Below are 25,787 nucleotides of genomic sequence, written 5' to 3'. Positions count from 1 at the left end.
CGTTTCAATGAGGGGCGGATCCTTCGGGAGCGGGTGGGAGACCTGTCCGCACCGGTCGGCGCCCACTTCCGAGATGCGGCCCGCCAGCTGGTGGCGGATTGCATCACGCCCTGCCGCAATCGCCCATCCAACCCGGGCGCGACAACGCCATGCGCGTTAGCCGGCACACATGGGAGAGCAAGGTGCAGTGCCTAGGGCAACGCGCTCACTCATTAGGCACCGATGCGCAAAAGTGCGTCTTGCGGGCCGCCTCCGCACTGATATCTTACAAAGGATATCAGGAGAGTCCGATGATCAGACGCCTCGCCGTTGCTCTTGCGCTTACCTGCTCCGCACTGGTCTCGCTGCCAGCGAGGGCCGCCGATTTCCAGTCGGCGCTGCTTGTCCCCGGCGTGATCTCCATCGGAACCACGGGCTCCGCCCCTCCGACGTCGATGATCGACCAGAGCGGCGCGCTCGCCGGCTACGACGTCGATGTGATGAACAAGGTGGCAGCCGATCTCGGAGCGAAAGCCAAGTTCGTCCAGCTCGACTGGTCGGGCCTGCTGCCCGGGCTTGCCGCCCACCGCTTCGATGTCGTCGCCTCCGGCGTGACGCGCACGGGCGAGCGGCTGAAATCCAAGCAGTTCATCATGCTGTCGCCCTACATCATCAATGGCGTCGCCATCACCAAGCTCGCCAGCAACTCCGACATCAAGGGCTGGGACGACGTCTGCGGCAAGCGGATGGGCACCGTGCGCGGCGCCAGCGAAGGCAAGGCCATCCAGGCCATGCTGCCGAAGGGCTGCATCTCCAAGGTCGTCGAATATCCCGGCTGGACCGAGCTGACCCTCGACCTCAAGAACCATCGCATCGACTGGATCGGCATGGATTATCTCGGCCCCTCCTACGAGGCCTCTCGGGACCATACGCTGGTGACGCTCCCCGATGTGCGCGAGCGCGCGACGCAGAGCATCGCCGTCTCATCCGCCGAACCTGAGCTTGCCAAGGCGATCGACGCGCTCCTGGCGAAGTATCGCAAGGACGGAACGCTGTCCGCCATGGTCCAGAAATGGTTCGGCCAGAAGGTCGATTTCGCCAATCTTCCCGCCGATCCCAAGGGTTGAACGACAGGGCAGTTGAACGAGTAGGAAAGCTGACGCTGGCATGAAGAAGAAAGTCGGAATCATCACCACGGGCCAGAGCCCGCGCACAGAATATCGCTCGTTTCACCGAAATGCGCTCGCCGCCCTCGGGATCGAGGCGGACGTTTTCGAGCGGGCCTGCCTGGACGGCCTGACCCGCGCGGAAATCCGCGCCCATCAGATCGAGCCGGCCGATGGGCTCGGCATCGGCTGCTACGTCCACAACGACACGCCGGCCGATCGACGGATGGGCAGCGGCTGGGAAGAGATCTTCGTCGACCAGGCCTGGTATATCGAGCGGGCGCAGGCGGCGATCTCGGCCCACCAGCAGGACGGGATGGACATCATCCTGATGTGCTGCGCGGAAATGTACCCGGCCAACAGCTTCAGGAGCACGGTGCCGCTGCTCCTGCCCTACCAGCTGATGTTCGATCTCGTCCGCCGCCAGACGGAAGCGAAGGGCAAGTTCCGGCTGGCGCTGCTCCTGCCGACGGAATGGCATATCGACCAGGACCGGGCGACCTGGACGTCGGAGCCGTGGATGGCCAACGTCGAAGCCTCCTTCGGCATCGGCATCGCCGACGGACAGGCCGTCGAACAGCTTCGCGGCGGCGCGCCCTACGATCTCGCCCTGATCTGGGGCTATGGCGACGGCCTCGCACCGCATGACCCGGACGACCTGCTGGCCAGCATCTCCGAAGGACTGCAATGTCCCGTGGTGACGCCGAACGTGCTCAACGTCTTCGCGGCCCGGACCCTGCTGACGCCGGCCTGGCCGGAACGCATCCACGTGGAGTTCTGATCGATGGAGCCCGCCGAGGCGCGTCGGCCGCCCGCGATCCTCGAGGTTCACGGCGTCGTCAAGCGCCTCGGCGGCGTCGAGGTCCTGAAGGGCATCAACTTCACGGTCGCCGAGGGCAGCGTCTTCGCCATCATCGGCGCCTCGGGTTCCGGCAAGAGCACGTTGCTGCGCTGCCTGAACATGCTCGTCGTTCCCGATGACGGCGAAATCGTCTGGAAGGGGCAGCGCGTCGGCTGGACGAAGAAGGGGCCGGCCTGGGTGCGGCAGAAGGAGCGCGAGCTCCTCGCCTATCGCCGCGAGGTCGGCATGGTGTTCCAGAGCTTCAACCTGTTTCCGCAGATGACTGCGATGGAAAACATCATCGAAGCGCCGGTGCAGGTCTTGAAGCGGCCCCGCGACGAGGTGGTCGCCGAAGCGAGGGTGCTGCTGGACAAGGTGCGCCTCTCCCATCGGAGCAGCGCCTATCCGCACCAGATGTCGGGCGGCGAGCAGCAGCGGGTGGCGATCGCCCGCGCGCTGGCGATGAAGCCCAAGGCCCTGCTTTTCGACGAGGTGACCTCGGCGCTCGACCCGGAACTCAAGGGCGAGGTCCTGACCGTCATGCGCGATCTGGCGGACGAGGGCCTGACCATGATCCTTGTGAGCCATGAGATGGGGTTCGTCCGCGGTGTCGCCGACGAGGTGCTCTTCATGCACAAGGGCGTCATGTGCGAGCGCGGCCGGCCGGAGGAGGTCCTCAGGGCACCGAGGACGCCGGAGTTGCAGACGTTCCTGCAGCGCGTGGTCGACTGACGCGATGGACGTCATTGTCGCGCAATTTCCCCGTTTCCTGGCCGCGACCTGGCTGACGATCTGGATGTTCGCGCTGGTGACGGTGCTCTCCACGATCATCGGGGCAGCGCTTGCCATCCTCTCAGAGGCGGCAGGCAAGGCGGTTTCCGTGCCGCTCGCCATCTTCAGCTGGGTCTTCCGGGGCCTGCCAGAACTCGTGGTCCTGCTTGCCTGTTATCTCGCGCTGCCTGCCGCCGGACTGGATCTCGGCCCGGTCGGCTCGGCGATCCTCGGCTTCACCCTGATCGGCATCGCCTATCAGGCGGAGATTTTCCGCGCCGGCCTCGCGTCGGTGGACCCGAAACTTTTCGAAGCCACCCGTGCCCTCGGCATGAACTGGCGGCTCACCATGCGGCGCATCGTCTTTCCCCAGGTGGTGCGGACCGTCCTGCCCGCCTGGGCGACCTTCTCCGCCGGCAACGTGAAGGCCTTCGCGGTCGCCTCCGCGATCGCGGTCACGGAAGTCATGGCGGTCACCCGGCAAAGTATCGCCATGTCCAACCAGCCGTTCCTGCTGATCCTAGTGGCGGCGGGCATCTATGCCGCCATCGCCAGCATCCTCATGGTTCTCGAAGTCCTGGTCTCCCGCCGCTTTGCCGGCCAGACCGGCGCGAACAGCTAACGGAGATCGGGATGGAATGGTCGGTCGTCACTGGCAATGCCGGGCTCCTCGCGGCAGCGACGCTCAACACGGTCGCGATTGCCGCGACCACCATCGTGCTGTCGGTCGTGCTTGCCTTTCCGCTCGCGCTCATGCGGGACTCACGGGTGGCGCCGCTGCGCGTGATCGCCGGGATCTATAGCTGGACCACGCGGGCGATGCCCACGCTGGCGTTGCTGTTCCTCGCTTATTACGGGCTGCCGGAACTCGGCATCTATCTCGACCCCGTGCCCGCCGCGGTCGCGGGACTGACGGTGTCCGCCGCCGGCTACAACATGGAATACATCCGCGCCGCGCTGAAGGCCGTGCCGCGCGGGCAGTACGAGGCCTGCCGCGCCCTCGGCATCCCCTTCCCGCTCGCGCTTCGCCGCCTGATCCTGCCGCAGGCCATGCGCATCCTGCTGCCGCCGCTTTCCTCCAACTTGACGCTGCTTCTCAAGGGCAGCGCGCTGGCAAGCCTCGTCGCGGTGAACGAACTGACGGGACAGGCGATGGCGCTGATCTCCGATACCTACCGGCCCATCGAGATCCTGATCGTCGTCGCGGTGGTCTATCTCGCGCTGAACGGCGTGCTGGTCGCCGTTCAAAAGGGAGTGGAGAGGCAGTTCAGGCTGCCTGCCTGAACTGCCGGTGCCGTCGTCAGGTCAAGCGGCGATACGCTGCGAAAGCGCCCGCCGCAGGGCACGCGCCGTCGGCTCGATCGCGTCAGGGGTCACCCGGCCGACCTCGACGCCGAATAGATCCCGCATCATCGTCCGGCATCGCGCTGTCGCAACCAGCGTGCCGTCCGGCTCGATCGCCTCGATCCCGCCGGCAAGCTGCCCGGCATTGTTGATCGCCTCCGCGCGCGCAAGATCGAGGCCGGGCACATCGACGAGTTCCAGCCGGTCCGCCCAGAGCCGCGCCGGCCAGCCGCCCGCGCGTCCGCAAGGACCGGCGGAGTGGAGATAACGCCCCTCGTCGCGCAGCACCGCGAGCACGGCCTTGACGCCGGAGGCGGCCGTTCGCTGTTCCTGCGGCACGGGCCGGATGCGGGCGGAGCTTTCCGACATCAGCGCCGTCAGGTCGAAGCGTTCGGACACATCCTTTCCATCCACCATCACCCGCGCGAACCAGGGCGCATCGCCGGCGGAGCCCGAGCGCTGGAACCACTCGCCGACGCTATGGTGGGCGACGATCATGGGCGTGACGTCGCGGCTGGAGACGCCGAGCTTCTCCGCCACGATCGCCTGTATTTCGCAGGCGATGTTGTCGACGTTGCCGATGCCCGTGATCGGCGCCGTGCCGGTGCGGGCGAGCACCTGATTGGTGAAGTCCGGAAACGGCGCGGTGATCATCGGGATGCGGATATCCATGCCGTCCAGCACGGACTGCACGACCTTGGCGAGCAGGATGTGGGCAGCCAGGAAGCCGCCCATGCCGTCGGCGCGAACGCGGGCGAAATCCTCCGGGCTCAATCCACGCGCCATCTCCGGCACGGTCAGCAGCGTCGCCGCATGCAGGACGACGCGGGGCCGCAGCCGTTCGATCAGCTCGCGCGTCGCGCCAATGTCGGAGAGATCGAGGCCGAAGCCTTCCACCGAGACGTTGCGATCCTCCTGCAGGGCGCCAAGCCGCGCCCGCCATGCGACGCCCTGTGCGACATCCGCGCGCAGATCGACGACGGCCATGCGCCGGATCTCCGGCCGCCGGGCGAGGAACTCGACGGCATGGCCGCCGACCGCACCCGCGCCGGTGACGAGGACGTCGCAGCCACTCATGATGACGCGCCCGCCGTCCCTGAGATCAGGGGCTCGGAGATCAGAGGACGCGCCGGATCGCGCGAGACGCCGAGCCGCAGGGGGGCGGCGGCGAAACCGGTGAGGAACCGGGCCAGACGTTCCACGATGATTTCCAGGATGACTTCGCCAGTTTCCGCCGTCGCGGCGGCGGGATCGCCGTAATAGCCTCCGTCGTCGGCCTGGAAGATGGGCGGCCATGCGGCGCCTGCCTCGGTGATCGGATCCTCAGCGTAACCCGGCGCGATCCAGGGCTGGATCACGCGCGGCTTCATGTCCTTCGCGGCCTCGGCGATGCGCCGTTTCTCCGCCTCGTTGTCGGCCAGCACCATCATCAGCGCCGTTTCCTGCTCGCAGGCATGGCCGCCCCGCTTCAGGGCGCCGAGGAGTTTCGGGATCCAGCGGCTTTCGCCCGGCACCCAATATTCCACCGTCGCCACGGGATAGCCGTCCGTCACGAGTTGGCCGACCTTGGAGCGCAGCGGCGCATTGTTGCCGCCATGGCCGTTGACGAGGACGATGCGGCGAAAGCCGGAATTGGCGATCGACTTGGCGATGTCGCCCAGCGCGGCCAGGTAGGTTTCCAGCCCGAAGCTGATCGTGCCGGGATGGCTGAGGTGGTGCGGGGAAAAGCCGAAGGGCAGTGTCGGCGCCACGATGACGGGCAGCGCGCTCACGCGCCGGGCCGCCATCCGGGTCACCATGGTGGCGAGCCGGGCGTCGGTTTCGACGGGAAGGTGCGCGGCATGCTGCTCGATGGCACCGACGGGCACGACGACCATCGCACCCGCATCGCGGGCGGCGGCGAGTTCGTCGCTGGTGAGATCCTGCCAGAGCAGCGTGCGCGGAAAGGCCGGTGTGGTCACGAGTTCAGTCCCCAACCGTTCGGAAGAAATGCGTAGTCGTCGAGGCCGGGCGCGAGGAGGTTGCGCAGGAAAAGTCCGGCGACCCGGTGCGGCAGGATCAGCGGCGCGCCGATGGCCGCCTCCAGACGCGGCACCTCCTCCACGGGATCGAAGGGGGCCAGACCGATGCCGTAGCCAAAGAAGAAGGCGAACTCGACGCCCTGCCGGCCGAGTTCCTCGGCGGCGGCCAGCGCCGTGGCCGTCACCGGCGACATGACGAGCTCGATCCGGTCGAAGAACGGCCGCTGCGCCCAGTCGCGATAATCGTGGTCGGCGTGCTCCGCATCGACCAGCGCGCCGATCCGCACCTTGCGGCGCGAGCCATGGGCGATGTTCTCCACGACCGAGAACATCAGTTCGCGCGGGTGGATAAGCAGCGTTCCCGCGCTGATGGACCCTTCCGGGAATTCGGCGGCGCAGGCGAGGAGGACCATGTCGACCCCGTCCTCCTGCTCAAGGTGATCGATTGCCGCCTGAACCTTGTCTATGGCGAAGTCGAGCGCGAAGAAGCGGTGCTCCCAGCCATCGCCCATATGGTTGCCGACCGCGCCGGGTACATGGACATGGGCGCCGAGATTGGGCGTCTCCTTCCCGACCTGATGCGGCAGCAGCTCGTCGAGCGTCAGCCCCCCGTAGATGTGGCGGATGACGACTTCGACGTCGGCGCCGAGCGAGCGGAGGATCCGCTCGTGATAGTGGATATACTCGTCGCGCGGCCCATGGCCGGTCGTAACGACGCCAAGCCTGGTCGTCTTCGCCATGTCGAATTCCTTGTCGCTAGGGCTGATCGGTGAGGTGGATCGTCATGGTTTCCGGCTCGAGCGGCCGCCCGTCCGTGAAGCGCTCCACGGCGAAGGGATTGGCGGGATCCGGCCTTCCCGAAGCGAGAAGCCCGGCCAGCCGCCTGCCGCCTGCCGGGCTCATCATCACGCCGTGGCCGCCGTACCCGGCGTTGACGTAGACATGGCGCGCGCTCGGCAACGCCCCGATGACAGGCGAGCCGTCGCGCGTGACGGCGAAGGTTCCCGTCCTGAGATGGGCGTCGCGGAGACTGGCGGACCATTCCCGCCAGCGCGGCGTCATCGGCAGGATCGTCCGGATGGCATGATCGAAATAGCCGCGTTCCGGCGCGGGATCCTCCAGCCCGTCCTCAACGAACCGCCTTCCGCTGAACGAGGCCGTGATGCGGGCACCACCCTCGTCGGGACGCCAGAACGACCCGATATCCACGTCGATGGTGGTGGGATGATCGAGCGGAATACCGTCCGCCTTTACCCGCAGAATGGAAGATTGCGCGGTCCGCATCTCCGGCGCGTCTTCGAAAGCGGAGAGAAGACCCGCCGCCCGCACGCCCGCCGCCACTATTACGGCGCCGGCCGAAATGTGGCCACGGCTGGTGTGCAGCGTCACGCCGCCTGAATCCGAGGCGATCGACCGGACTTCGGTGCCGAGCAGCAGGTCGGCATCCATCGCCGCGCGATAGCCCCGGATGACCCAGTCGATATCGATGACGCCGTCGCCCTGCCGGAAAGAGGCGCCGATCGCGTCCTCCGCCAGCATGGGCGCGTGCTCGAAAAGCGCGGTTCCTTCCAGGTATTCGACATCGGAAAGGCCGATACTGCGCTGGAACGCGACCCGCTCGCGCAAGGCCGCCGCGCCGTCCGGCCTGCGGCTGGCATAGAGATAGCCGATCGGCCGGTATCCGGCATGATGCCCCGCGACCCCGACCAGTTCCTCGAAGTCCCGGTACAGCGCGATCGATTCCAGCGAGATCGCGATGTTCCTCGCCGCGCTCCACTGGGCACGGACCCCCTCGCCGGAGCGACGCGAGGTCAGCGCCGCCGGAGCCTGCATCCGCTCCAGCAGGAGAACCTTCAGCCCTGCGCGGGAAGCGAAGAAAGCCGAAGCAAGGCCGACGATGCCCGAGCCGATGACGGCGACGTCGGGGCGGGACGCAAGATCCGCGGGATCACTCGAGACGCGAAGAGGCACCGCTCAACTCCAGATTTCTGTGATATATTAATTGCTATATCAGACGGGTCAAGCCATCTAGGGTGGAGATCGCCACAGCCGAAGGATGCGGGCGGGAATGGATCAGGCCGCCCGAGTTGGGATATGCATGAAGCGAATGACGGTGAGCCTTCCCTTCCAGACGACGAATCGAAGCTCGGGAACGGGACCGCGAGCCGCCACAGCGAGGATTTTATGAGCAGAGAGCCTTCCGAGACGGTCGAAACGCAAATTTCCCGGGATACGGGAGAAGCGGCCGGCCCTAGAAAGCGGAAGGCCTCGTCGCTGACGGAGCAGGTCTACAACCGGCTTCGCTCCGAAATCCTGACCTGCGAGATCGAGCCCGGCCGGGAACTGTCCGAAGCCGAACTGGCCGAACGCTTCCAGGTCAGCAAGACGCCGGTCCGGGAAGCTCTGGCGACTTTGCGGTCGGAGGGCTTCGTCCGCACCTTTCCCCGTCGCGGCTATCAGGTGGTGCCGATCACGTTCGGCGACATGAACGAACTTTTCGAGCTGCGGACCATCATGGAAGCCGGGGCGGCCGAGCTTGCCTGCTCGCGTATCACGGATGAGGAAATCGCCCATCTCAACGCGCTGGCCGACGTCGTCTACGACCGTTCGGAGCAGCCGAGCCTGAAGCGTTTCATCGAGGCGAACCGTGACTTCCATACGGAGATCGCCCGAGCCTCCGGCAACGAACGGCTGCACCAGCAACTCGTCAGGACGATCGACGAACTGGAGCGCTTCTTCTATCTCGGGGCCCGCCTGCGCGACGTGAACAGCGAGACCACCAACGATCACCACGAGATCGTGGAAGTGCTGCGCTCGCGCGACCGGGACGCGGCCCGCGCCATCATGATCCGGCACAATGAAGTGACCCGGCAGGGTCTCGTCCAGCAAATCGCGTCATCCAAGCGCATCGGCCAGATGGCCCTTTGAGCCTCCCTCTCAAGCCGGCCGTGCCCCGGCCGGCTCCAGGCCGTTTGCTGCGCTTGCCTTATTTATATCTTGTGATATTCCAGATGTGTCCTGCTGGCGTGCCAGCGGCTCGTCGCCACGATCCCGATCGAGCCCGGTGACCGGAAATCGCGACAGCCATTCTGCCGCAGGACGTTCGATGAGCCTCAGGCAGGGTGACATGACACGCATTCTCGTTCTCAATCCCAACAGTTCGCAGGATGTCACGGCCTCCATGGACGCCGCGCTCGAACTGGTGCGCACGCCCGGCGGCCCCGAGATCGTCTGCGAGACCCTTGAGGAAGGCCCTGCCGGGATCGAGACGCAGGAGCATGTGGAAAGCGTCGTTCTTCCGCTCGTCCGTCATTTCGAAAGCCATCCGGCGGATGCCTATGTGATCGGTTGCTTCTCCGATCCGGGTCTCGCGCTGGCCCGGGAGAATCTGAAAAAGCCGGTCTTCGGCATTGCCGAATCCGCCTTCCACATGGCGTCCGGATTGGGCAGGCGCTTCGGCATCGTCGCCATCAAGAAGGGCTCCATCCCCCGCCACATGCGCAACATCCGCGCCCTCGGCCTGACCGACCGGCTGGCCGGCGACCGGCCGCTGGAGATCGGCGTCACCGAAATGCTCCAGACCGAGCGCGTGCTGGCGCGCATCGTCGAGGTCGGCACCGAACTTCGCGACATCGACGGGGCCGACGTGCTGATCCTCGGCTGCGCCAGCATGGGCGGGTATCGCGGCGAGATCGAGCGGCGGCTCGGGCTTCCCGTCGTCGATCCGACGCAGGCGGCCGCGATGCGCGCGATCAATCACCTCACCCTCGGCTACAGGCAGGCGGCATGATGAGCGAGACGTCTTACGACCGGATCGTCCGTGGCACTCTGGTCCTGCCGGATCGTCTTCTGGAACAGGGCTGGGTCGCCGTCAGCGACGGGCGGATCGCCGCGATCGGCGAGGGCCCCTTGCCCGCAGCGAAGGCGGTGGACGATCACGGCTCCTCGCTCGTGTTCCCCGGCTTTGTCGACGGCCAGACACATGCCACCAGCTACAAGGGCCTGCCCGGCTTCGCCGATACGAGCCAGGCGGCACTTGCCGGGGGCATCACCACCATGGTGGACATGCCCTATGACAATCCCGATCCGCTGAACACGATGGAGCGGCTGGAAGCCAAGATCGCCGCCGTCGAGGCGCATTCCTATTGCGACGTGGCCCTCTATGCCACCATCGCGCCCGGTCAGGGCACGGCGAACATGGCGCCGCTGGCCAAGGCGGGCGTCTGCGCCTTCAAGATCTCGGCTATCGAAAGCCACCCCGTCCGTTTCCCCCGCCTTCCCGCCGACGATACGCTCGCCATCCTGGAGGCGTCCGTGGAGACGGGATTGCCGGTCGGGCTGCACAATGAGGACCAGGAAATCGTCCGCGCGGCGATCGCGGCCTTGAAGAAGGCAGGCAGGACCACGCCGGAATACCATTTGCCGAGCCGGCCGCTCGCCGCGGAGATGGCCGCCACCGCCAACTTCCTCGAACTCGGACAGGCGACCGGCGCGCATGTCCACATCGTCCACATCTCGCATCCGCGCGGCTACGACCTTGTCGCGCGCTACAAGGAAGAGGGCGTGCGCGCCACCGCCGAGATGTGCGTCCACTACCTCCATTTCGACGCGGATCGGGATGTCGGCCGCCTCGGCGCCCGCATGAAGGTCAGCCCGCCGATCCGCAGCGGCGTTCTGGGCGCGCTCTGGCAGAGACTGGAGGACGGCAAGATCGACCTCGTCTCATCCGACCATTCGAGCTGGCCCGTCGACAACAAGCTGGTGCCGTCGATCTTCGATGCCGGCGCTGGAATTCCGGGCCTGGAGACGCTGGTTCCCTCCTTCTACACCGACCTCGCGGCGCGCCTCCCCAACCCCGCCCGCGTGCTCTGCGAGCAGGTGAGCGAACGTCCGGCGAAGCTCTTCGGCCTGTGGCCGCGCAAGGGTGCGCTGGCGCCGGGCTTCGACGCGGACATCGCCGTCCTGGAAACCGGCAGCTTCCCCTTCGACGCCTCCCATTCGCATGACGGGCTGAACTGGAGCCCCTATGACGGCGAGACCTTCGGCGCCCGCGTCGCCGCGACCTATGTGCGCGGACGCAAGGTCTGGGACGGGGTGAATATCACGGGCGAAGCCGGATACGGTCGCTTCGTACCGCGCGCAAGCTGACGGGCGACGGGCCGAATGGGGATCGAGACCTTCGACCGTTCGCTGTGGTCCGCGCTCACGCCCGCCCTCGACGCCGGCCCCTCGCTGCAAGGTGACCACGACACCGACGTTCTCGTCGTCGGCGCGGGCTTCCTCGGGCTTTCCACGGCCCTGCATCTGGCGGAGGCCGGTGTTCGGGTGACGGTGCTCGAAGCGGAACAGCCGGGCTTTGGCGCATCTGGCCGGAACACCGGCTTTGTCGTGCCCAGCCTGAAGACGGCCTTCGGCCCGGCGGATGTTCGCGACGCCCTCGGCGAAACCGGTGACCGCCTCACGGAATTGGTCGGCAGCTCGGGCAATCTGGTTTTCGATCTTATCCGCCGGCTCGGCATCGAGTGCAGCGCAGAGCAGACGGGCTGGCTCCAGCCTGCCCATACCGGGGCGGTGATGAAGGTGCTGGAGCAGCGGCAGGCGGACTGGCTGGCGCTCGGCCGCGGTGTCGATATTCTCACGCCCGAAGAGACGGCAGAGATGGTCGGCACCCCCGGCTACCACGGTGCGCTTCTCGATCGCACCGGTGGCCAGATCAATCCCCTTGCCTATGCTCGCGGCCTCGCCGCAGTTGCCCGGCGTCTCGGCGCGAACCTCTTCTGGAAGTCGCGCGTCACGAAGCTGCAAAGAAACGGCGGACGATGGCTGGCAGAGACGGCTGCCGGCGGCGTGCGGGCGGATCGCGTGATCCTCACCACCAATGCGTTGGTCGGCGGCCTCGTGCCGGAGGTCGAGGCGAGCATGATCCCCGTCCGCGTTCATCAGGTGGCGACCGCGCCCCTCTCGCCGGAGCTTGGGGCGACGATCCTGCCGATGCGGACGCCGGTCGCGGATACCCGGCGGCACACCTTCGCCGTCCGCTGGTCGCCTGACGGGCGGCTGGTCACCGGTGGCCTCGTGCTCCCGGGACCGGCGAATCTTCGACGCGCGACAAGGATCTTCTCCCGCCGGCTGGAACGGGCATTTCCCATGCTGGGCCAGGTCAGGATCGACCACGTCTGGAACGGGGTGATCGCGGCGACGCTGGATTCCCTGCCGCGCTTCATGAGCGTCGAGCCGGGCCTCGACGCGGTGATCGGCTGCAACGGGCGCGGCGTGGCCCTCACCACCGCGCTCGGCCGGGATATCGCCCGCCTCCATACGGGCGAAATCGACATCTCCGCCTTTCCGCTGCCGCACAAGGCCCCGACGCCGGTGCCAGCGCGGGCGATCACGCGCCACGGCCCCTCCTTCTGGCTGCCGTGGAGCGACTTCCGCGATCGCCTCGACGGTCGTCGCGGCTAGCATTCACACAAGGAACGAACATGGATCTGGGTCTGTCGGGCAAGAGTGCCCTTGTCCTTGCCTCATCGCGGGGCCTCGGCCTCGGTGTCGCCACCGCACTGGTGCAGGAGGGCGCGAGGGTGCTGATCACGGGACGCGGCGAGGAACGGCTGAAGCTGGCCTGCACGGAACTCAACGCGAAGGGACCGGGCACGGCCGATTACCTGATTGCCGACTTTTCCGCCCCCGGCGTGGTGGACACGCTGGTTCGCGGCGCGAAGGAGAAGCTCGGCGCAGTCGACATCCTCGTCAACAACACCGGCGGCCCGCCGCCCGGCAAGGTGACCGATGTCGTCCCCGAGATCTGGGATACGCAATTCGCCGCCATGGTGCGCAACGTATTCGTGCTGACGGCGGCTCTGGTCCCCGACATGCGGGAGCGCGGCTGGGGCCGCATCCTGACGCTGGCTTCCTCCGGCGTGGTCCAGCCGATTCCCAATCTCGGAATTTCAAACGCGCTGCGCTCGGCGCTCGTCGGCTGGTCCAAGACGCTGTCGGCCGAGATCGCAGCGGATGGCGTCACCGCGAACATCCTGGCGCCGGGGCGTATTCACACCGAGCGGGTAGACGAACTCGACGCCGCGGCGGCGAAGCGAACCGGCAAGCCGGTGGAGGAAGTCTCCGCCGCGTCGAGAGCTTCCATTCCCGCCAGACGCTATGGCCGGGTCGAGGAATTCGCCGCCGTGGCCGCCTTCCTGGTCAGCGAGCCCGCCAGCTACGTCACCGGGACGGTGATGCGCTGCGACGGCGGCTCGATCCAGTCCGTCTGACAAGCGGAAAGGCGATGCGGCGTGGTCGCCGCATCGCTCGATTTCGCGGCTCAGCCGAGTTGCTGAAGCCGCTTTTCCAGACGGTTCATCAGCCCGGTGAGTTCGGCCTGATCGATACCGTCGAGTTTCGGACCGGGCGCACGCACATGCGCGGAAGCGATCGCACCCCGACGCTTCAGGACTTCCTTGCGGATTGCGAGCCCAAGGCCCGGCTGCGTCTCGTGCCGGATCAGCGGCAGATGCACGTCGAAGAGGTCTTCCGCGCGCTCCCGCTCGCCCGCATCGAACAGGCGGCAGACCTCGGCCAGCATCTCCGGATAGGCGTAGCCCGTCATCGCGCCGTCCGCGCCCCGCGCCAGCTCCTGCGGCAGGAACAGGCCGCCATTGCCGACGAGCACGCTGAGCCGGCGCGTGCCGCGCCCGGTCTCCCCCGCGCGCAGGCGGGAAAGCTTGGAGAGCCCCGGCCAATCCTCGTGCTTCAGCATCACGATCTGCGGGCACTTGGCGGCGATGGCCTCGATCGTCGCCACGGAGATGTAGACGCCGGTCGACAGCGGGAAGTCCTGCAGGACGACAGGCACGTCGGGCCCGAGGGCCGAGCAAACCGCCGCGAAATAATTGATGACCTGCTCTTCCGTCTTCAGCGAGGCCAAGGGCGCGATCATCACTCCGGCCGCGCCGCTCGCCATCGCGCTCTGTGACAGGGAGACCAGCGCCGACATGCCGGGATTGCTCACGCCGACGACGACGGGCACGCGCCCCGCCACGCGGGCGAGCACGGTTTCGAGCACGGCCGCGCTTTCCTCCGGGGAGAGCTTCGGCGCTTCGCCCATCATGCCCAGCACCGTCAGGCCGGTAGCGCCCCGCTCCAGGTAGAAATCCGTGAGGGCTTCCAGGCTTGCGAGATCCAGTTCGCCCGTGTCGGTGAAGGGGGTGGCGGAAATGACGTAAACACCCCTGGCACTGCTATCCAGCAACATCTTCAATCCCCATCGAACCGGCCCCAGAAGGCCGGTCGCCGCATACGGCTCAGTCCATGTTTGCAGCCCCTCCGAAAGGGCCGCGACAACGATCCAGATTGCCCTGCCATATCGCCGCGTTAGTCTGCGTGTAAATTAGGCAAGCTCGAAACTTTTGCACATGCCATTGTATCAAAATTCTCTCTGAGATATCACAAGAAATATTCAGACTGTTGAGGACACCTTCGAGCGATGGCTCCGGTCGATTTCATTGTCCATGGTCCACCCGGCAGCGCGCCTCCCGTGCTGGCGGAAGCGTTTCTCGCGGGGCTCGCCGAAAGCGCAGCTGACAGCCGGGATTTCCGGCTTCTATCGCGCGGCGACGATCCCGGCGTCGACGCCATGGAGCTGCTGATCCGGCGCCCGGGCGACCCCGACGTGCTTTCCACCTGCACGCCCGTTTTCCTGCAAGCGCCACTCCTGCGCGGCATGAGCCTCACTCACCGCCAGCTTACGCCGCTGGCGCGCCTCGTGACGGATCGCTTCTTCCTCGTCGCCCGCGCCGATGCTCCGTGGGCAGGCGCCGCCGAGTTCGTCCGGGATCTCCCCCGCCGCACGACGCGCACCGGCGGCTACTTCAAGGGCGGCATAAACCACCTGCTCGGCCTTGCGATCGCCGACGGCACGGGCGCCGACGTCGAATTCATCGTCACGCCAAGCGAGCCGGCCGTGTGGACCGCGTTGATCGAAGGGCGCATCGACTGGGGTTGCGGCGTCGCGGCCGAAATCCTGCCGCATGTGGAGGCCGGCACTCTGCGAGTGATCGCGGCGCTCGACGAGCATCGCCTCTCCCCGTTCCCCGACGTGCCCACGCTGGCGGAAATCGGCGTTCCCGTCACCTTCAAGCTCTGGCGCGGCCTCATGGGACCGCCGGGTCTGAGCATTCCGCAACAGGAACACTGGCATCGCGTCGCCCGGGACGTGACGCGGACCGAGGCGTGGCGGGCCTATCTCGCGCGCAACGGTCAAAGCGACGGCTTCCTGCCGGGCACCGCCTTCGCCGAATTCCTCCAAACGGAATGGGACTGGTACGCGAAGCATCTCGGCCTCGCGGGGCTGCTTCCGAAAACGCCGCATTTCGCCTGAACCGATCAGAAAGGTACGAAAGCATGAACAGGAAGAGAGTTCTCGCGGCCGCATTCGCCCTGCCGCTTGCCCTGTCGCTCGCGCCGAGCCTCGGCAGCACGGCTTTCGCCGCCGACGACACCGCCTTCGGTGACGCGCTGGGAGCACCCAAGCCGATCAACGACTTTCCCAAGCCCTGGCCGCTGAAGCATCTCGTCACGTCCGGGACGCTGACCATCGGCACGACCGGTTCCGCCCCGCCCCGCACCTTTGTCGATCCCGCCTCCGGCAAGCTCACCGGGAGCTATGTCGATCTCTTCAGCCAGATCGGCACCGACCTCGGCCTCAAGGTCAAGTTCGTGCAGATCGAGTGGTCCGGCATCCTGCCCGGCCTTGCGGCAAACCGCTTCGATCTCGCCTGCGACGGCGCTTCCTGGACCAAGGAACGCCTCGCCTCCGACCAGTTCCTGATGACGGCGCCGACCAGCATCAACGCTTCCGTCGCGATCACCCGCAAGGACACGGGGATCAAGACCTTCGCCGATGCGAACGGCAAGCCGCTGGGCGGCGTGCGCGGCGAGAACTATCTGGAGGATGCCAAGACGGCACTGCCGAAGTCGCCATCGACCGAATTCCCCGGCATGCCGGAATCGCTGATCGGCCTGCAGAACGGCCAGGTGGACCTCGTGGCCACCAATCTCGCCAACGCACTCGATATCCTGGCGACCGCGCCGAACAAGGACGATCTGGCGCTCGTCGGGCCGGCACTCCACGTCTTCCCGCAGGGCCTGTGCGTCAACCCGCGCGAGTCGGATCTCCTTGTCGCCACCAACATGCTTCTCGGCAATTACCGCGCCGACGGCACGCTGAAGAACCTCGTCGGCAAGTACGCGCCGTCGACCGCCGACGTCGATTTCCTCGACCGCATCGGCTACTGACCGGCCCCGGCGTGGTGCTCCACTTCGACATCCTCCGCACGGTCTGGCCGGCGCTCCTTCGGGGAACGCTGGTCACCGTGGAGCTGACGGCGGCCGTCCTGGTGCTCGCCACGCCGCTCGGCATCCTCGTGGCCGAACTGCGCAGCATTCCCAATGCCGCCGTACGCATCACGCTCGGCATCCTGAGCGGGATTTTCCGCGGCATTCCCCCGCTGCTCATCCTGTTCTTCGTCTTTTTCGGCCTGCCCAGCCTCGGCATCACGCTGGAATCGCTGCCCTCGGCCATCGTCGGGATGACAGCCTACATGGCCTTCTATTTCGGCGAAGTGTTCCGCGCCGGATTGGAAAGCGTGCCGGAAGGCCAGTGGCGCGCGGCCGAAGCGCTGGGTCTGTCCAAGGGGCGGACGATGTTCCGCATCATCCTGCCACAGACGATCCCCGCCGCGCTGCCGCCCTTCATTTCGCACGCGACCGAAGTGCTGAAGGGCAGCGCGCTGGCCGCCGCCGTCGCCGTGCCGGAACTGACGCATGCCGCCAAGCAGGTCTTCGTCGTGACCTACCGCCCCTTTGAAATCCTGATCGCGGCGGGGGCGATCTACGCCGTCCTCGATAGCGCCCTGCTCGTCCTGCAGCTCTATGGCGAGCGCTGGGCGGCCCGCCACCGCGCGGTGAGGTGAGCATGGACATGACACTCCTCAAGGAATACGCGCCGAGCCTGCTGCAGGGTTTCCTGGTCACCCTCTGGCTGTCGTTCATCTCCATCGTGCTGGCCACGATCATCGGCATGGGGATCGCCCTGATGCGCACATCCCGCCTGGGCTGGGTCGCGTGGCCGGCGGCGATCTACGTCAACCTGTTCCGGGTGATTCCCGCGTTGCTGGTGCTGTTCTTCGCCTTTTATGCGCTGCCCCAGTTCCACCTCCGCCTGTCCCCCCTGACGGCGGCGAGCATCGGCCTGACCCTGGTGGGAGCCGCTTATATGAGCGAGGACATCAGGGGCAGCCTTTCCGCCATCGATGCCGGCCAGTTCAGGGCCGCCGAGGCGCTCGGCCTCTCCTACGCCCATACGCTGCGCCGGATCATCATTCCGCAGGCGATCCCCATCCTGATCCCGCCCTACATCACCCGCGCCATCATCATGGTGAAGGGCACGTCGCTGGCTTCGATGGTCGCTGTCGGAGACCTCACCGGCCAGTCCGTCCGCGCGACGTCCATCACCTACCAGCCCTTCATGTTCCTGACGATTGCCGGGGCGCTCTACCTGGTGATCAGCGGGGCGCTCGCCGGGTTCCAGGCCTGGGCCGAACGGCGTCTCGCCCGGCCCGCCAGGCGCGGCGCAGCCGAAGTGGAGGCCCTTCCCGCATGATAGATATGACCGCCCCCGACAAGCACCCTCGCTCCATGGTCGAGGTGACCGGGCTGAGAAAGACCTTCGGCAGCCTTGTCGCGCTGGACGGAGTGGACCTCTCCGTCGATGCCGGCCAGGTCGTCGCCATCATCGGCGCGTCCGGCTCCGGCAAGAGCACGCTGCTCCGCTGCATCAATTATCTCGATCCGCCCGATAGCGGGGACGTCTGGGTCAACGGTCACCTCATGGGGATCGTTGAAGGCGCCAGCAGCGTTCGCCGCGCGAAGGACCGGGAGCTTCGCCGCCACCGCGCCGACGTCGGCATGGTGTTCCAGCACTTCAATCTCTTCCCGCATTTCACCGTGCTGCAGAACATCATCGAGGCACCGATGGCTGTGCGCGGCGTGACGAAGGCGGAAGCGATCGCCACGGCGCGCGAACTGCTCGCCGCCGTCGGGCTCGCCGGCAAGGAAGGGAGTTATCCCTCCCATCTTTCCGGCGGTCAGCAGCAGCGTGTCGCCATCGCCCGCGCGCTCGCCATGAAACCGCGCGTCATGCTTTTCGACGAGCCGACCTCCGCGCTCGATCCCGAACTCGTGGGCGAAGTCCTCCGCGTCATGCGCGATCTCGCGGAAAACGGCATGACCATGCTCGTCGTGACCCACGAGATGGCCTTCGCCGAAGAGGTGGCGGACACGCTGGTCTATTTCGACAAGGGCAAAATCATCGAGACCGGCAGCCCCGCCGAGATGATGCGCAACCCGCAACATGCCCGCACCCAAGCCTTCCTGCAGCGCCTGCTGCGCCGGGGATGATCATGACCTCACCTCTTTCGCCGGCCGAAATCCGCACGCTCGCCTGCCTTTTCGAGCACCTGTTTCCCGCCGGCAAGGGCATTGCCGGCGCGACGGAGATCGGTGCGGTTGACTACATCCTCGCCGCCCTTGCCGGGCCCTATGCCGCCCATGTCCCGGAATACCGCGCCGTCATCGCGGCGCTGGACAGCGCGGGAGGCACTGACTTCGCCGCTGCCGCGCCGGAGGTCCGCGCATCGGTCGTCGCGGAATGGGAAGCGAACCGCCTGCCGGGACTGCCGGACAACCCTGACCGCGGCAGCTTCGACCTGATCTGGCGGCATCTGCGCGAAGGGCTGTTCTGCGATCCCGCCCATGGCGGCAACAAGGATTTCGCCGGCTGGAAGACCATCGGCTTTGCCGGCGCGCAGTTCGGCTACCGGGCGGAGGAGCAGGCACTCGACCGCAAGGTGGAGCGGCAGCCGGCAAGCTTCCGGGACCTGTCGGAAAGCGCCCGGCTGCGCGCCACGCCGACCACGCAGAAGAGCGCTCCCCGGGAAGCGGACGTCGTCATCATCGGCGGCGGAGCGGTGGGCTCCTTCATGGCGGAGAAACTGGTGCGGCAAGGCCTAGAGGTGGTCATCCTCGAAGCCGGACCGGCGCGTCACGGGCGCGAGCATGCGATGGACGAACTCCTCGCCACCGCGTTCCGCAATGCAGGGGGCGCGGCCAAGTTCAATTCCGAAGTGCCGACATGGCGGCGCAACGCGGGCGAGCCCGCAAGGCGGGCCACCATGTCCCAGGGACTGGAGACGGCGCTCGGCGGCAATTCGGTCGCGTGGGGCGCGGTCGCCATGCGCTTCTACGAGGACGATTTCCGCATCCGCAGCGCCACGGTCGAGCGCTACGGCGAAGAGCGCATCCCCGAGGGCTCGACGCTGGCGGACTGGCCGATGTCCTACCGGGACCTCGAACCGTTCTACGAGGAGGCCGAGCGCCTGCTCGGCGTGTCGGGCCACGCCGGCAACCGGCGCGATCCCGCGCGCTCCCGGGGCAATCCGTTCGAGGCGCCCCGTTCGGCGCCCTACGACATGCCGGCGCTCAGGACCAGCGGCCTCGGTCAGCTTTTCGCCGACGCGGCCCGCGCCGAGGGTTATCACCCCTTCCCGCTGCCGGCCGCGATCCTGACCGCGCCCTACCAGGGGCGGCATGCCTGCACCTATTGCAGCTTTTGCTCGCGGTTCGGCTGCCATGTCGATGCCAAGGCCTCGGCGCAGAACACGGTGCTTCCGGCAGCGCTTGCCTCGGGTCGGCTGACGATCGTCACCGGCGCCCGTGTCCTCAATATCGTCACGGACGAGAGCGGCAGAGCGGTCGGTGCGCGCTACCGCACGCCGGACGGGGAAACGCACTTTCAGGGCGGCGGCTCGGTGGTCGTCGCCACATATGCCTTCGAGAATTCGCGCCTGCTGCTGCTCTCCACCGACAAGCGTCACGGTCGCGGCCTCGGCAACGAGACGGGCCAGGTCGGGCGGCATTACATGACCCGGCAGCAGCCTTCCGTCTATGCGGTCTTCGAGGGGCGCGCGCTGAACCGCTTCATCGGCCCGACGGCACAGGCCATGGCGATCGCCGACCTGTCAGCCGACCATTTCGACCATGGCGCCCTCGACTTCATTCGCGGCGGCCGCATCGCCGCCTTCAACCAGTACCTGCCGATCGAAGCATCCGGCGTCTTGCCCCCCGACGTGCCGCGCTGGGGCGAAAAGTGGCGGGACTTCTTCGCTGGCGCCTACAACAGCACGTCGATGCTCTTCATCGATCCCGAGATCCTGCCCTACGAGACGAACGGCCTCGATCTCGATCCGGACGTTCGCGACGATCTCGGCCGGCCGGTCATCCGCATCACCTTCGATATCGGCGAAAACGAGCGGCGATTGATGGCTTTCCTCCAGGACCGGGCGGAAGCCATCGCCAAGCGGATGGGCGCGAGCCGCACATGGCGTCGGCAGTTCCTGACCGGGCCGATCAGCACGCACGATGTCGGTGGCACCCGGATGGGGCACGATGCCGAAGCGTCGGTCGTGGACGGCTTCGGTGAAGTCCACGATACGCCGGGGCTCTTCGTGCTCGGTGGCTCCAACTTCGTCTCCCTCCCCGCGGTCAATCCGGCGCTGACGATCCTGGCGCTGTCGCTGCGGGCGGCGGAGAAGATCGCGGGCCTGCACACCGCCGCGCCGGCGGTGAGGATCCCCGCATGAGTTCGGTGATCGTCATCGGCGGCGGCGTTATCGGCGCGTCCATCGCCTACCATCTGGCGCGCGACGGAGCCGCCGTCACGCTGGTGGACCGATGCGTGCCTGCGTCCATGCCGAGCGCCAGCTGGGCGAGCGCCGGGGGTCTGCGCTCGCAGGGGCGGCACGCGGCCGAGCATGCGATCACCCTTGCCGCCTCCCGGCGCTGGGCCACGCTCGAAGGCGAACTCGACGCTTGGCTGGAAGTGTCGCGCGGGGGTCACCTGCATGTTGCGGAAACGGAAAGCGAGGCGGCAGCGCTGGACGAGCGCATCGCCCATGATCGGGCCGGAGGCATCGCCGCCGAACGGATCGAAGGGGGTGCCGCCCTCGGGAAGGTCGTTCCCGGGCTCGCGCCCACCGTCCTGCTCGGTGAGTTCACCCCCGCCGATGGACAGGCGCACCCCGCCCGCACGGCGAGAGCGTTCGCCCGCGCGGCCGTGAGGCTCGGCGCGACCTGCCAGTTCGCCGACGAGATCCGCCTGTCGGAGATTGAGGGGCGGATAGGCTGCGTCACAGCGAGCGGGGACATTCTCCGCGCCGACCACGTGGTTCTCGCGGCCGGCGCCTGGAGCGTGTCGCTGTTGACGTCGATCGGCATCGAACTGCCGATCCGCTGGCGCGGCCTGCAGATGCTGCTCTCCGATGTCGCCCCGCCATTGCTCACGCCGACGCTGACGGCGATGGGACGCAACCTGTCCCTCAAGCGATCCCCGTCGGGCCAGATGATGGTGGGCGGCCGCTGGTTCGCCCGTCCAGCCGCCCCGGCCTCCTCCAGCGAACCCTCGGTCGAGGTGATCGACGCGCATGTGGCGCGCCAGTGGAGTTCAGCCGTGGCGCTTCTGCCGGCAATGGCCAGTCTCAAGCTGGCGCAATGCTGGGCCGGCGCGGAGGCTCAGACCCTGGATTCCATGCCGCTGATCGGTAGCGCGGGGCCTGAAGGTCTTTATCTCGCAACCGGCTTTTCCAACCACGGCTTCCAGATCTCGCCGGAGATCGGGCGGCTGGTGGCGGCGGATCTTCTGCGCGGCCCGGAGCCGGTTCTCGCACCGTTCAGCCCATCCCGCTTCGACGCCGATGTCGATGTCGTCGCGGGCTTCCGGGCCGAGCCCATCCTGCTGTGATCCCGGCATGACGGCGTTCCCGCACCTCTTCGAGCCGATCCGCCTTGGTCGAACCGACATCCGCAACCGGATCGTGCTGACCGGCCACGGCACCGGCATGGGCCGGGACGGCAATCCGGACGAGCGGATGATCGCCTATTACGAGCAGCGCGCCCGCGGTGAGGTGGGGCTGATCATGGTCGGCTCGCAGCAGGTGCACCCGACCTCACCGGGCATCACCGGCCTTATCTGCAACTATGACGACCGGATCATTCCGAGCCTGTCGCGCCTCGCCAAGGCCGTGCACCGCCACGACGGCAAGGTCTTCGGCTATCTCTCGCATATGGGCTTCGCCTCCAGCGCCCGACCCGTGGCGCTGTGGTCGGCGTCGAACGCCTACGAGCAGAAATACGGCGAACTCGCCCATGCCATGACGGCCGGGGAGATCGACCTGCTGGTCGACGCCTTCGCCGCCGCCGCCGCGCGCTGCATCGAGGCCGGTCTCGACGGCGTGCAGGTTCATTGCGGCCATGGCCTTCTGCTGCAGCAATTCCTGTCGCCGCTCACGAATTTCCGCGACGATCGCTACGGCGGATCGCTGGAGAACCGCGTGCGCTTTCCGGCCGAAGTCCTGGCCGCCGTACGACGCCGCATCGGTCCCGACATCCCGCTCGGCATCCGCTGCTCCGGCGACGAACTGGTGGAAGGCGGTCTCACCGGGCCTGACATGGCGAAGATCGTGCCGCTGCTCGTCGCCGCCGGCGATCTCGACTACGTCGATGTCAGCGCCGGCACCGATGGCGACCTCGTCAGCAACATGCTGCACGAGCCGCCGATGGGGCTGGAGCCGGCGCCCTTCGTTTCCACCGCCCGCCTCATCAAGGATGCGGTGGATGTTCCCGTCATTCACGGCACCCGCATCCATACACCGGAAATCGCCGAAGCCATGCTGGCGCGCGGCGACGCCGACATGGCCGGCATGTGCCGCTCGCTGATCGCGGACCCTTTCCTGCCGGTCAAGGCCCGCACCGGGCGCGCCCATGAGATCACCCCCTGCGTCGGCTGCGAGCAGGCCTGTTTCGGTCGCCTCTATCGCGGCCGTCATATCAGCTGTGTCGGAAATCCCGTGACGGGGCGTGAGAACGAATACCGGGAGCTTCTTCCCGTGTCTCCATCGAAGCGCGTGCTGGTGATCGGCGGCGGACCGGCCGGGCTGGAGGCCGCCCGTGTCGCGGCGATACGCGGGCACGAGGTCGTGCTGGCGGAAGCCGGCGACCGGCTCGGCGGCAGGCTGCAACTCGCGCGCCGCCCGCCGGGGCGGGAGGAATGGGGGCGGCTGATAGACCACAAGAGCGAGAGCGTCGCGCGCCTGGGAGTGGAAATCCGGCTGAACACGCTTGTGACGGCGGAGAACCTGGCGGCAGACGCCTTCGACGCAGTGGTGCTGGCGACAGGAGCCCACCATGCGACCCTTCGGGTTCCGGGCGCGGCGACCGCCCCTCTTTTCACGGTGGACCAGGCGGTCGCGGAGCCGGACCGGATCGGCGCCAGGGTTCTGATCCTCGATTATCTCGACCGCCAGCCCGGCATGGTGACCGCCATCATGCTGGCGGAGGCGGGGCGGGAGGTGGAGATCGCCACGCCCTCTTTCCATGTCGGACAGAAACTGGAGATCCAGAACATCACCTATTTTTACAGGCGGGCGATGCAGGCGGGCGTCAGGTTCCGGCCGGGGGTGGAAGCCCATCGGTTCGATGGGGGCAGGGTGACGTTCTTCAATCCATTCACCCGCACCGTCAGCCACGAGGAAAGCTACGATTCCATCGTCGCGGCAGCCCCGGGCCTGCCGCGCGACGAGCTTGCCGCCGCGATCGAGGCGCGCGCCCTCCCCTGTCGCATCGTCGGTGACGCCTATGCCACTCGCGACGTGGAGGCCGCCATTCTGGAAGGTTTCGAGGCAGGGGCCTCCATCTAGTCTCAACACACCGAAAGGCACGATCATGGGCGACAAGATTGTCTGGGCCAGACAGGAAACCACGACCAAGACCTGGGTTCACCCCGACCAGGAATTCACGCATCGCCTGATCACCAACAAGAAGCAGGGTTCGTCGATGTCTTTCCACATCACGACCTACATGCCGAATTTCGACGTGATGGTGGAAGGCGACGGCAAGCACGAGGTCATCCTCTACTGCCTGCACGGGCACTCCCGGCAGATCGTCGAAGCCACCGGCGAGGAGCATGATTTCCGCCCCGGCGACGCCATGTACCTGCCTACCCGCTATCGGTACCGCCACATCGTCGGCGACGCAGGACTGGTGATCGCGGTCTGCGCCAATCCCAGCAAGGAAGACGGCGACATGTAGGCCGCCTCTCCTTTGCCAACTCGCGCCCACCGGCGGAGATGCGGCAAAAAGTAGGCACCTCTAGAAACGGGAGGTCTGTTGCTCCGGCGCGATATCCGCTCCCTCTGGAGCCGGATAACCCTCTAACGGGCCCACGCCGGAGCCGCCCTTGCGGGTGCGTTGCACGATTTCGCCGCGTTGCAATCGGGCTCATAGGATGAGTTCGGGTCGCAGCGCGGGCTTGAACATCGCCAGGACCTTCACGATCACCAGGCGCATCGGGGCCGCCCTCATTCAAACAGATCCCGTCCTCGCTCAACAAACAGCGTGAGGCGTCCACGACCTCATCTGGCGCACCGAACTGAAGGGCTTGCGCGCGACACACCGGAAAAGCGAGCACGATGCGCGAGCTCGTCCGGAACTCCCCTTCCAGCAGTCAGATTGCGGGGAAGCAGACGCGAACTCCTGACGAAAACCCGCAGGCCGGAGTCGCCGGAAAGCGTCGGTCCTACGGAAGCTCTTGCATCACGACTGGACCAGTACACCTTTCGGCAGCATGCAGTGGATGCCCTTGGCCACGTTGACCGTCTGCGTTACCCGGAGATCGGCCGCCAGACTGCAAAGCGTGTAGGCATCGGCAGCCGAGAGCCCGCGGATTTCGCCTATCCAGCGGATCATGTCCCGCAGCGCCTGCTTCACCGCGTCGTCGAGATCCTCGTCGAAGCCCATTGTAATGTAGTGCGTCGGCGTTTCCGCGCGTGGCATGGCAAGGCTCATGTCGTCGCGAGCCGTCAGGCGGAAGCGCCCGCTGAGCGCGGTCTCTACGGCTGTTATGCAGACTTCGCCATCGCCCTGGACCGCATGGCCGTCACCGACCGAGAACAGACCGCCATCGCAGAAGGCGGGAAGATAGACGGTCGTGCCGGGCACCAGTTCCTTGTTGTCCATGTTGCCGCCATGCGCTCGCGGGATCGTCGTCGTGATCCGACGCCAGTTCGGCGGCGGCGCGACACCCATCACTCCGAAGAACGGCGCTGTCGCCAACCTGCCGCCCCAGGGCAGCGTGACGATGCCGGCGTCCCGATCGATGGGCAGATGATGCAGGACGAAGTTCGGGAAATCGTCAGGCAAGGTGCCGAGCAGCGGCACGATGACGTTGTAGCCCCAGTTCTGGCGAAGCTGAACGTCGAGGATCTCCACCTGCAGCACGCCGCCGGCCTTCAGACCCTCGACAGCGACGGGCCCGGTCAGGAGATGTGGTCCGGGTCCCTGCGTCAGCCCCTTCAGGATCTCCCGGTGCTCCGGCAGAAGCTCGAACTTCGGATCGTCCGGAAGATTGGGCTCGTCGCCGGAAATCGTGTCGATCACCACCTCCGAGCCCGATGAGACGGTGACGGTCGGCTTTGTGACGGCATCGAAGAAGCCCCAGGTGACGGATTCGGCCGTGGCGGCTACGTGCGTTGCCTCTCGCGGGATTGCAGCATTCAT

At 66.9% G+C, this 25,787-nt stretch carries 25 protein-coding genes; 19 read left to right on the top strand and 6 right to left on the bottom strand.

Annotated features, from left to right (window positions below):
* Positions 1–290: 290 nt before the first annotated feature.
* From BMY25_RS05980 to BMY25_RS05960, 5 genes are read left to right on the top strand one after another with little or no spacing between them, the layout of a single operon-like run.
* Complete coding sequence (locus tag BMY25_RS05980; protein WP_177176732.1) at positions 291–1,106, top strand: substrate-binding periplasmic protein; 816 nt, start codon at positions 291–293, stop codon at positions 1,104–1,106.
* 40 nt (positions 1,107–1,146) lie between these two features.
* Positions 1,147–1,926 (top strand): AroM family protein, encoded by a 780-nt coding sequence (locus tag BMY25_RS05975; protein WP_092495719.1) that lies wholly within the window; start codon positions 1,147–1,149, stop codon positions 1,924–1,926.
* Between the two features lie 3 nt (positions 1,927–1,929).
* Positions 1,930–2,718 (top strand): amino acid ABC transporter ATP-binding protein, encoded by a 789-nt coding sequence (locus BMY25_RS05970; protein WP_092495718.1) that lies wholly within the window; start codon positions 1,930–1,932, stop codon positions 2,716–2,718.
* Between the two features lie 4 nt (positions 2,719–2,722).
* Positions 2,723–3,379 (top strand): amino acid ABC transporter permease, encoded by a 657-nt coding sequence (locus BMY25_RS05965; protein ID WP_092495717.1) that lies wholly within the window; start codon positions 2,723–2,725, stop codon positions 3,377–3,379.
* An 11-nt stretch (positions 3,380–3,390) separates the two neighbouring features.
* On the top strand, positions 3,391–4,041 hold the full coding sequence (locus BMY25_RS05960) for an amino acid ABC transporter permease (RefSeq protein WP_092495716.1): 651 nt from the start codon (positions 3,391–3,393) through the stop codon (positions 4,039–4,041).
* A gap of 21 nt (positions 4,042–4,062) precedes the next feature.
* Here the strand turns inward: BMY25_RS05960 and BMY25_RS05955 are convergent, their stop codons facing one another.
* Genes BMY25_RS05955 through BMY25_RS05940 form a run of 4 tightly spaced genes read right to left on the bottom strand, consistent with a single transcriptional unit; the run spans position 4,063 to position 8,093 of the window.
* The gene (locus BMY25_RS05955) at positions 4,063–5,178 is read right to left on the bottom strand and encodes an NAD-dependent epimerase/dehydratase family protein (RefSeq protein WP_092495715.1); all 1,116 of its coding nucleotides are present in this window, start codon (positions 5,176–5,178) and stop codon (positions 4,063–4,065) included.
* Entirely contained in the window at positions 5,175–6,062 is an 888-nt protein-coding gene (locus BMY25_RS05950) for a creatininase family protein (protein WP_238858180.1), read from the bottom strand. The genes BMY25_RS05955 and BMY25_RS05950 overlap by 4 nt, the downstream gene beginning before the upstream one ends.
* Entirely contained in the window at positions 6,059–6,862 is an 804-nt protein-coding gene (locus BMY25_RS05945) for an AroM family protein (RefSeq protein ID WP_092495714.1), read from the bottom strand. The genes BMY25_RS05950 and BMY25_RS05945 overlap by 4 nt, the downstream gene beginning before the upstream one ends.
* Before the next feature lie 16 nt (positions 6,863–6,878).
* Positions 6,879–8,093, bottom strand: coding sequence for an NAD(P)/FAD-dependent oxidoreductase (locus BMY25_RS05940; RefSeq protein ID WP_092495713.1), 1,215 nt, complete (start codon positions 8,091–8,093; stop codon positions 6,879–6,881).
* Positions 8,094–8,306: 213 nt separating this feature from the next.
* On the opposite strand from BMY25_RS05940, the gene BMY25_RS05935 reads away from it, so the two are divergent.
* From BMY25_RS05935 to BMY25_RS05920, 5 genes are all read left to right on the top strand, one after another.
* Positions 8,307–9,050, top strand: coding sequence for a GntR family transcriptional regulator (locus BMY25_RS05935; protein WP_092495864.1), 744 nt, complete (start codon positions 8,307–8,309; stop codon positions 9,048–9,050).
* Positions 9,051–9,249: 199 nt separating this feature from the next.
* Complete coding sequence (locus BMY25_RS20380; protein ID WP_143061895.1) at positions 9,250–9,912, top strand: aspartate/glutamate racemase family protein; 663 nt, start codon at positions 9,250–9,252, stop codon at positions 9,910–9,912.
* The gene (locus BMY25_RS05930) at positions 9,912–11,270 is read left to right on the top strand and encodes a dihydroorotase (RefSeq protein WP_092495863.1); all 1,359 of its coding nucleotides are present in this window, start codon (positions 9,912–9,914) and stop codon (positions 11,268–11,270) included. The genes BMY25_RS20380 and BMY25_RS05930 overlap by 1 nt, the downstream gene beginning before the upstream one ends.
* Before the next feature lie 15 nt (positions 11,271–11,285).
* On the top strand, positions 11,286–12,584 hold the full coding sequence (locus BMY25_RS05925) for an NAD(P)/FAD-dependent oxidoreductase (protein WP_092495712.1): 1,299 nt from the start codon (positions 11,286–11,288) through the stop codon (positions 12,582–12,584).
* A gap of 20 nt (positions 12,585–12,604) precedes the next feature.
* A complete protein-coding gene (locus BMY25_RS05920) occupies positions 12,605–13,393 on the top strand; it encodes an SDR family oxidoreductase (RefSeq protein WP_092495711.1) in 789 nt (262 codons plus the stop codon).
* A 50-nt stretch (positions 13,394–13,443) separates the two neighbouring features.
* Here the strand turns inward: BMY25_RS05920 and BMY25_RS05915 are convergent, their stop codons facing one another.
* Positions 13,444–14,373, bottom strand: a complete 930-nt coding sequence (locus tag BMY25_RS05915; protein ID WP_092495710.1) for a dihydrodipicolinate synthase family protein — start codon at positions 14,371–14,373, stop codon at positions 13,444–13,446.
* Positions 14,374–14,604: 231 nt separating this feature from the next.
* On the opposite strand from BMY25_RS05915, the gene BMY25_RS05910 reads away from it, so the two are divergent.
* From BMY25_RS05910 to BMY25_RS05870, 9 genes are read left to right on the top strand one after another with little or no spacing between them, the layout of a single operon-like run.
* The gene (locus BMY25_RS05910) at positions 14,605–15,498 is read left to right on the top strand and encodes a tripartite tricarboxylate transporter substrate-binding protein (RefSeq protein ID WP_092495709.1); all 894 of its coding nucleotides are present in this window, start codon (positions 14,605–14,607) and stop codon (positions 15,496–15,498) included.
* Positions 15,499–15,521: 23 nt separating this feature from the next.
* Positions 15,522–16,415: a substrate-binding periplasmic protein gene (locus BMY25_RS05905; RefSeq protein WP_177176731.1), complete on the top strand. Its 894-nt coding sequence runs from the start codon at positions 15,522–15,524 to the stop codon at positions 16,413–16,415.
* Between the two features lie 11 nt (positions 16,416–16,426).
* Positions 16,427–17,092 carry an amino acid ABC transporter permease gene (locus BMY25_RS05900; RefSeq protein ID WP_177176730.1) on the top strand — a complete coding sequence of 222 codons (666 nt, stop codon included), beginning with the start codon at positions 16,427–16,429 and terminating at the stop codon, positions 17,090–17,092.
* Positions 17,093–17,094: 2 nt separating this feature from the next.
* Entirely contained in the window at positions 17,095–17,781 is a 687-nt protein-coding gene (locus tag BMY25_RS05895) for an amino acid ABC transporter permease (protein WP_092495706.1), read from the top strand.
* On the top strand, positions 17,778–18,578 hold the full coding sequence (locus BMY25_RS05890) for an amino acid ABC transporter ATP-binding protein (RefSeq protein ID WP_304529031.1): 801 nt from the start codon (positions 17,778–17,780) through the stop codon (positions 18,576–18,578). The genes BMY25_RS05895 and BMY25_RS05890 overlap by 4 nt, the downstream gene beginning before the upstream one ends.
* Before the next feature lie 2 nt (positions 18,579–18,580).
* On the top strand, positions 18,581–20,818 hold the full coding sequence (locus BMY25_RS05885; protein ID WP_177176729.1) for a GMC family oxidoreductase: 2,238 nt from the start codon (positions 18,581–18,583) through the stop codon (positions 20,816–20,818).
* Complete coding sequence (locus BMY25_RS05880) at positions 20,815–21,975, top strand: NAD(P)/FAD-dependent oxidoreductase (RefSeq protein ID WP_092495704.1); 1,161 nt, start codon at positions 20,815–20,817, stop codon at positions 21,973–21,975. The genes BMY25_RS05885 and BMY25_RS05880 overlap by 4 nt, the downstream gene beginning before the upstream one ends.
* 7 nt (positions 21,976–21,982) lie before the next feature.
* Positions 21,983–23,929 (top strand): oxidoreductase, encoded by a 1,947-nt coding sequence (locus BMY25_RS05875; RefSeq protein WP_177176728.1) that lies wholly within the window; start codon positions 21,983–21,985, stop codon positions 23,927–23,929.
* A gap of 25 nt (positions 23,930–23,954) precedes the next feature.
* Entirely contained in the window at positions 23,955–24,320 is a 366-nt protein-coding gene (locus tag BMY25_RS05870) for a cupin domain-containing protein (RefSeq protein WP_092495702.1), read from the top strand.
* A gap of 504 nt (positions 24,321–24,824) precedes the next feature.
* Here BMY25_RS05870 and BMY25_RS05865 read toward each other — a convergent pair.
* Positions 24,825–25,787, bottom strand: a complete 963-nt coding sequence (locus BMY25_RS05865) for an acetamidase/formamidase family protein (RefSeq protein ID WP_092495701.1) — start codon at positions 25,785–25,787, stop codon at positions 24,825–24,827.

The sequence above is a fragment of the Faunimonas pinastri genome, assembly GCF_900110915.1.
GTDB lineage: Bacteria > Pseudomonadota > Alphaproteobacteria > Rhizobiales > Afifellaceae > Faunimonas > Faunimonas pinastri.
Note: the sequence above shows the minus strand (reverse complement) of the source record. Positions and strands in the feature narration are given on the sequence as shown.